Annotated in this window: 8 protein-coding genes; 2 read left to right on the top strand and 6 right to left on the bottom strand. The window is 47.1% G+C overall.

Features of this window, described 5'->3' with window-relative positions:
• Together HH682_RS15205 and HH682_RS15200 are read right to left on the bottom strand one after the other, a co-directional pair.
• Positions 1–546 (bottom strand): transposase domain-containing protein (locus HH682_RS15205; protein ID WP_214238332.1); only part of this gene is annotated, 546 nt, incomplete at its 3' end.
• A 101-nt stretch (positions 547–647) separates the two neighbouring features.
• Positions 648–1673, bottom strand: a complete 1026-nt coding sequence (locus tag HH682_RS15200) for a luciferase-like monooxygenase (protein ID WP_214238331.1) — start codon at positions 1671–1673, stop codon at positions 648–650.
• 264 nt (positions 1674–1937) lie between these two features.
• On the opposite strand from HH682_RS15200, the gene HH682_RS15195 reads away from it, so the two are divergent.
• Positions 1938–2444 (top strand): GNAT family N-acetyltransferase, encoded by a 507-nt coding sequence (locus HH682_RS15195; RefSeq protein ID WP_214238330.1) that lies wholly within the window; start codon positions 1938–1940, stop codon positions 2442–2444.
• Here HH682_RS15195 and HH682_RS15190 read toward each other — a convergent pair.
• Positions 2410–2730, bottom strand: coding sequence for a GIY-YIG nuclease family protein (locus HH682_RS15190; protein ID WP_214238329.1), 321 nt, complete (start codon positions 2728–2730; stop codon positions 2410–2412). The genes HH682_RS15195 and HH682_RS15190 overlap by 35 nt on opposite strands.
• A 15-nt stretch (positions 2731–2745) precedes the next feature.
• Between HH682_RS15190 and HH682_RS15185 the strand changes: the two genes are divergently transcribed.
• A complete protein-coding gene (locus tag HH682_RS15185; RefSeq protein ID WP_214238328.1) occupies positions 2746–3171 on the top strand; it encodes a YhbP family protein in 426 nt (141 codons plus the stop codon).
• Positions 3172–3195: 24 nt separating this feature from the next.
• On the opposite strand, the gene HH682_RS15180 is transcribed toward HH682_RS15185, so the two are convergent.
• From HH682_RS15180 to pyrB, 3 genes are read right to left on the bottom strand one after another with little or no spacing between them, the layout of a single operon-like run.
• Positions 3196–3582: a RidA family protein gene (locus HH682_RS15180; protein WP_214238327.1), complete on the bottom strand. Its 387-nt coding sequence runs from the start codon at positions 3580–3582 to the stop codon at positions 3196–3198.
• Between the two features lie 60 nt (positions 3583–3642).
• Entirely contained in the window at positions 3643–4104 is a 462-nt protein-coding gene (pyrI, locus tag HH682_RS15175; RefSeq protein WP_214238326.1) for an aspartate carbamoyltransferase regulatory subunit, read from the bottom strand.
• Positions 4101–5045 carry an aspartate carbamoyltransferase gene (pyrB, locus tag HH682_RS15170; protein WP_214238325.1) on the bottom strand — a complete coding sequence of 315 codons (945 nt, stop codon included), beginning with the start codon at positions 5043–5045 and terminating at the stop codon, positions 4101–4103. Before pyrB ends, pyrI begins: the two co-directional genes overlap by 4 nt.
• Between the last annotated feature and the right edge of the window lie 823 nt (positions 5046–5868).

Genomic DNA, 5868 nt, shown 5'->3' with positions numbered 1-5868 from the left:
ACGGCCTGACACACTCGCGCGTAGCAGGTGACTGCTGAGTTCCATCAGACACACCATGCGGACCTGAGGATATCCGTGCTCACTATGTTGGTTCGAAGCCTTACCGAAGGCCTCTGCATTTTCAGGCGTGTCCTGCGTATGCCAGACTACACCATCAACGGTATTGAGTGTCAGCCCGTGCCAGAGAGGGTGTTTTGCCTCGGCATGCCAGTGTTGCTGAGTAATATCAAACAGAACGCGAATAGCATCTTCACCTAACGTTTTCCTACGGGCAATAACGGAGCTGGGTGCGGTGAAGGAACGTCCGGTTCGGTCAACAATATCCATCAGATTAACGATATGACTCATAGGCTTATTATTGAATATGGCCATGCCGATAACCAGCCAGACCATGGACTCAAGAGGGAGTTTACGCTTGCGCAGGGTGACGGTATCAGTAAGAGAAAAAGCTTGCTGAATAAGGTCAGGAGACAGAAGGTCAGCGAGGCTTTGAACTTCATCGGGCGCAGTGAGATTGATAATACCGAGAGCTTGTGAAAGTTCCATTTAAAAAGGGTCCATGTTGAACATGAACCCTTTTTACACGAGCCACCGGATCGGTCAACTGATCCTTAAACGATCAGCATTAGCCTATCGGCTCCCTTTTTTTATGCCGACAATGAATGGATGGCGTGATGTGCTTCCATCGCAAGCTGGTAAGAATAAATTCGGGCATCATTATCATAAATCTGCCCGTTAACCATCACCTCATCCACCTGATACTGCTGCTGAATAGCTTGCAGTCCGTGGGTAATCGCCGCAACATCTCCCACTAAAGAAAGACTTAACGCTCTCTCCACTCCAAACTTCTCGGCTGGCGTCCAAATGTTATCCATTGTTTCTACGGGTTCCGGTAATTTCCCCGGTACGCCGCGACGTAAATGGATGAATTGCTGCTGTTGTGAGGTAAAGAGATAACGTGCCCGCGCGCGACTTTCTGCAGCAATGATATTAACGCCTATCATCACATAAGGCTGCGAGAGTCTGGCTGATGGAACAAATTCTTCACGATAAAGGGCTATTGCCTGGCTGATTACATCGGGTGCAAAATGGGACGCGAAAGCAAAGGGTAACCCTAACTTTGCCGCTAATTGCGCGCTATACATGCTGGAACCCAGTAGCCAGATTGGCACATTTAAGCCTACACCCGGCACCGGCCGGACGTTAAACGCCTTATCGTCTTGCGTATCAAACCATGTAATCAACTGCTGAACGTCCTCTGGAAAGCGTTCCTCCCTCTGTGGAGAGGCATGACGACGTAAAGCCTGCATGGTGGTGGGATCACTGCCCGGCGCGCGCCCAATGCCTAAATCGATGCGCCCAGGATAGAGGGATTCCAAGGTTCCAAATTGTTCAGCAATCACTAAGGGGGAATGATTCGGTAACATAACGCCGCCCGATCCCAAGCGTAAATGGCGAGTATGTGCCGCCAAATAACCGATAAGTACGCTTGTAGCTGCGCTGGCAATACCAGGCATATTGTGGTGTTCGGCTAACCAGTAACGATGATACCCCGCTTGTTCGGCGAAGCGGGCTAAGGCTAAAGAACGTTTGAAAGCATCTCTCGCTACACCAAACTCTGGAATAGGAGCGAGATCTAACACCGATAGTTTAAATGGGCGATTTTCAGACATAGGATACCTTCGAATAAAAGGGATGACTTACATCACTACACTCTACGCATAGCCAGTGAAAAGTGACTCACAGTTTGTGCGAACTGAAGTTTTGCGGCATTGATGTTACGCAGCGTTTTTCAATACCCAAGACCGGCACTTTGCGTAGTTACCGTGATGAGTAGGAGTGTGCTATGCTGACTTTCATCTAGGTAAACGGAAGTCTGTTTAAGCCCCTTCCTTTTACCCGTTGCCTAAATTTTCGCGCTTAGCAGAGGAAAAACTATGCTTCTTCGTACTGAAATTGGTCTCGACGCAGCAGGGATTGATACGCTTATTCGTCACGGTGCTCAACATCCTCAACTCGCAGAGCGTATTCAAGCATTACGTGAAGCAGGTTTCATTACGCTTGGTGTTGTGGCGACAGATGATGAAGGAAAGGTTCTAGGCTATCAGGCATTTAGTCCGATTCAAGTGAATGGCGAAGAGCTAAATTGGGTAGTAATTAGCGCAGCGGTCGTCGATCCGCATCATACCTCGACTTCTTTGGCGAAGGACTTACTGTTTGAAGGATTAGATAGCCTAAATGAGTTCAGTTACCGCGCAGTAGTGGGTTATCAAGCACTGAGCTGGCTGCAGGAGCAGGGATTTCAACCAGCTCCGGGGTTGACATTGGATACGCTGGGTGAGCAAGAAGTCGTTATTTATCCTCTTGAAGAGCAGAATGCGGCGCAACGCCAAGCGGTATTGACCTTACCTAGCGTTGAATTAACTGAATCAACCAATCATTGATATTGGGTGGCTGTTTACTGACGATATCCAATTTCTTTAAGCGGCTTAGCTGCTTAATCTGATATTCAATACGCAGCGCACTAGCCCGATCGCCAACCGGACTCTGAAAGACAACTGTCAGCGGTCCTCGGCCGCGTAACGCTTTAGCACCTCGTCCACTATTGTGTTCAGCTAAACGGCGGGCGACATCCGTGGTGATGCCGGTATAAAGTAGCCCCTTAGCCGTTTGAATCAGATAAAGATACCACTGGCAGTCGGCCTGTTTTGTGGCCCTGTCTTGATACATTGTCAGGAGATCCTTGTGGATGAATTAGCGCACTGCCTTGGCTACTTAGCTGACCAGCATGTGTTGACGCTTTGCACACAACATGGCGACCAGTTCTGGGCCGCTAACTGTTTCTACGCATTAGATCGCGAGGATATCAGTTTTTGGTTAATGACAGAACCGAGCACGCTGCATGGGCGTTTGATGGTCGCCTCCCCGCAAGTGGTTGGTACCGTGAGCGCACAAACAGAATCGGTTTCGCAGTTACAAGGCGTGCAGTTTCAGGGCGTCATTACCCTTGCAGAAGGTAAAGCCCATCAACGGGGCCTTGAGGCGTACCAACGACGTTTCCCCATCGCTAAACAGAAATCGGCACCGCTGTGGCGATTGCAGATTGATCGGTTAAAAATGACAGATAACCAACTCGGTTTTGGGACAAAACTACACTGGCAGAGGTCATAGAAAGCCCCTCTGCCCAACGTATCTTTAGCCGCGTAAAGCGATAGCTTCGATTTCGATACCTACGTCTTTGGGTAGGCGAGCCACTTCTACGCAAGAGCGAGCAGGGAAGGGAGCATCGTGCTCAGTAAAAAACTGCTCGTAAGTCGCGTTCACTGTCGCAAAATCGTTGAGATCTTTAACAAAGACAGTCGTTTTTACGATATTTTTTACACTTAATCCAGCTTGTTCAATGATTGCCTTTACATTATCTAAAGATTGCCGGGTCTGTGCGGCGATCTCATCAGGCACTTCACCTGTCTTAGGATCAACAGGGATCTGGCCGGAAGTCAGGACAAGCTGACCCAAATCGACGGCTTGTACATAGGGTCCAATCGCGGCAGGTGCATGGCGGGTATTAATTTCACGTGACATACTTCTTCCTCATGACGGTAACGAATAGCGTAAGTTTCATTATAGGGAGCAGGCTGTCGATTACCAGTGTCCAATCACCGCCTGACGGGAAAACTCTTTTTCGCAGTAGTGACAACGTAAATAGAGGTCATTACGCCGGGTTTTAACCGCAAACCGTGAATTTACCGGTTCATTATGGCTAATGCAGTTGGCGTTTGGACAGACCAATACAGCTCGAATCTCTTCAGGCAGCGTTGGACGTAACTTAGCCACTACTTTAAAATTCTCAATATTATTGATCGTGGCATTTGGCGCGTAGATCGCTAATTGGTTGATCTGATCCGCCGTCAGAAAGGTATTTTCAATTTTGATCAGATCTTTGGTACGCCCTTCACCTGAAGGCAGGTTTAAGCCGATGGTGACTCGTTGATCAGTTTCGGTGAGACGGAATAGTGTCAGAAGGCGAAAGCCGAGTCGGGCAGGAATATGGTCGATCACACTACCGTTATTAATCGCTTCAACTTGTAATTTATCCTGATTCATGACGCCTCTCCTACTAACGAACGATTTAAGACTAAAGACAGCAGTGCTTGTCGAGCATAGATCCCATTTCCTGCTTGTTGGAAGTACCATGCATGGGGTGTTTCATCGACGTCTGTCGCGATTTCATCCACTCTTGGTAGAGGATGCAGTACTTTCATATTCGTTTTAGCAGCCACTAAATGTGAGGCCTGTAAAATAAATTGCGCCTTCATATTGGCGTATTCAGAGGGGTCTAGGCGCTCTTTTTGTACACGTGTCATGTAGAGAATATCAACCTTCGGAATAATTTCTTCAATACTGTCGTGCTGTGACCAAGGGCAACCATTATCTTCTAACATATCGGTGATATAAGTTGGCATCGCCAAGGCGTGTGGAGAAATAAAATAGAAGTGATTACCCGTAAATTTAGATAAGGCCTGTGTCAAAGAATGAACTGTCCGGCCGTATTTTAAATCACCTACCATAGCAATATGGAGGTTATCGAGACTCTGTTGGGTTTCTTGGATGGTAAAGAGGTCCAATAGGGTTTGCGTCGGATGCTGGTTAGCCCCATCGCCCGCATTTAAGATTGGGATATTTCCAGAAAATTCTGTGGCGAGCCGTGCGGCACCTTCCTGAGGATGGCGCATGACGATGGCATCAACATAGTGGCTAATGACCGAGATTGTGTCGGCGAGTGTCTCACCTTTTTTGCCTAAGGATGTGTTCCCACCATCTGCGAAGCCAACTGCCGAGGCGCCTAAACGCTGAATTGCGGTTTCAAAGGATAAGCGTGTGCGGGTTGAGGCTTCAAAAAAACAGCTTCCAATCACTTTATGTTTCAACTGTTCCGGTTGAGGGTTCGCTTTTAAATAGGCCGCCGTTTGTAAAACCAACTCCAGTTCGCTACGACTGAAATCATTGATTGAAATGATATGTTTTCCATAAAGGGGGTTTGCCACGGGAGATATCCTCAACAGGGGGTGATGATGGCAAAAAAAAAGCTCCTAATATAGGAGCTTTTCTTCTGAATAATGAGGCTTAGAAAACCACGGCACGTATTCCCGCTGTCAGGCAGGTTAAGAGTGTGCAGTGTTCGAATCGCTATCGGCATAACAACGTTCTCTAAGCTAGATTTGCGGCATTATACGCAGAGAGCGGAGGTTGGAAAATAGCTAATCTTCATTTTTTCTACTGACTTACAACTCATCACGTCATCCATGACAGAGCTGTGCCCTAGACAAGCGGTGAGGATCAATGATGTCTATGCCCCGCACTGCTGCAGGATACACTGGCAAACGGTAGAAACGTAACTTAACCGCGAAAGAGTTAAGCGCTACCCTGTCTTGCAGTACAAAGACTGGCATCTGATAAAGAGAGTTTCTAAGGAGTAGTAAGCGAAATAGTGTGATTGTACAAGTCTGACACTACGCCCACACAATTAAACTTTTTGCAGGGTAAGACAAACAAGAAAAGAGCTAGACGATGGTCGTTACGCTCCCGGTGGAATTTTTATCTACCATCACGGGGCATTAGGTTCTTATTTGATTTTTTCTTGAGAAAACAGTAAAAAGGCTTTGAATAAAAAAAACGAAGGCGATATATACATGAAAAAAACAAAATGGTTATTACCATTACTTTGCACCGTTGTACTCTCTGGCTGCGCTGGCGTAGGAAACGAACATCTTAAAAAAGAAACTGAAGTATCAGGTAATGACTCCAATTTATTGATTTAGTGTATGATGGTGTTTTTGAGGTGCTTCTGTGGCTTCCATCTCCGTGTGC

The sequence above is a fragment of the Rosenbergiella gaditana genome (assembly GCF_018494065.1).
In the GTDB taxonomy this organism is placed as follows: domain Bacteria; phylum Pseudomonadota; class Gammaproteobacteria; order Enterobacterales; family Enterobacteriaceae; genus Rosenbergiella; species Rosenbergiella gaditana.
The sequence above is the reverse complement of the archived record's forward strand: the minus strand, read 5'-3'. Positions and strand labels throughout refer to the sequence as shown.

Coding starts and splice junctions, on each gene's coding strand:
- HH682_RS15190 (WP_214238329.1), bottom strand. CDS start 2,730: ATGTATCAAGACAGGGCCACAAAACAGGCCGACTGCCAGTGGTATCTT.
- HH682_RS15200 (WP_214238331.1), bottom strand. CDS start 1,673: ATGTCTGAAAATCGCCCATTTAAACTATCGGTGTTAGATCTCGCTCCT.
- HH682_RS15195 (WP_214238330.1), top strand. CDS start 1,938: ATGCTTCTTCGTACTGAAATTGGTCTCGACGCAGCAGGGATTGATACG.
- HH682_RS15180 (WP_214238327.1), bottom strand. CDS start 3,582: ATGTCACGTGAAATTAATACCCGCCATGCACCTGCCGCGATTGGACCC.
- pyrI (WP_214238326.1), bottom strand. CDS start 4,104: ATGAATCAGGATAAATTACAAGTTGAAGCGATTAATAACGGTAGTGTG.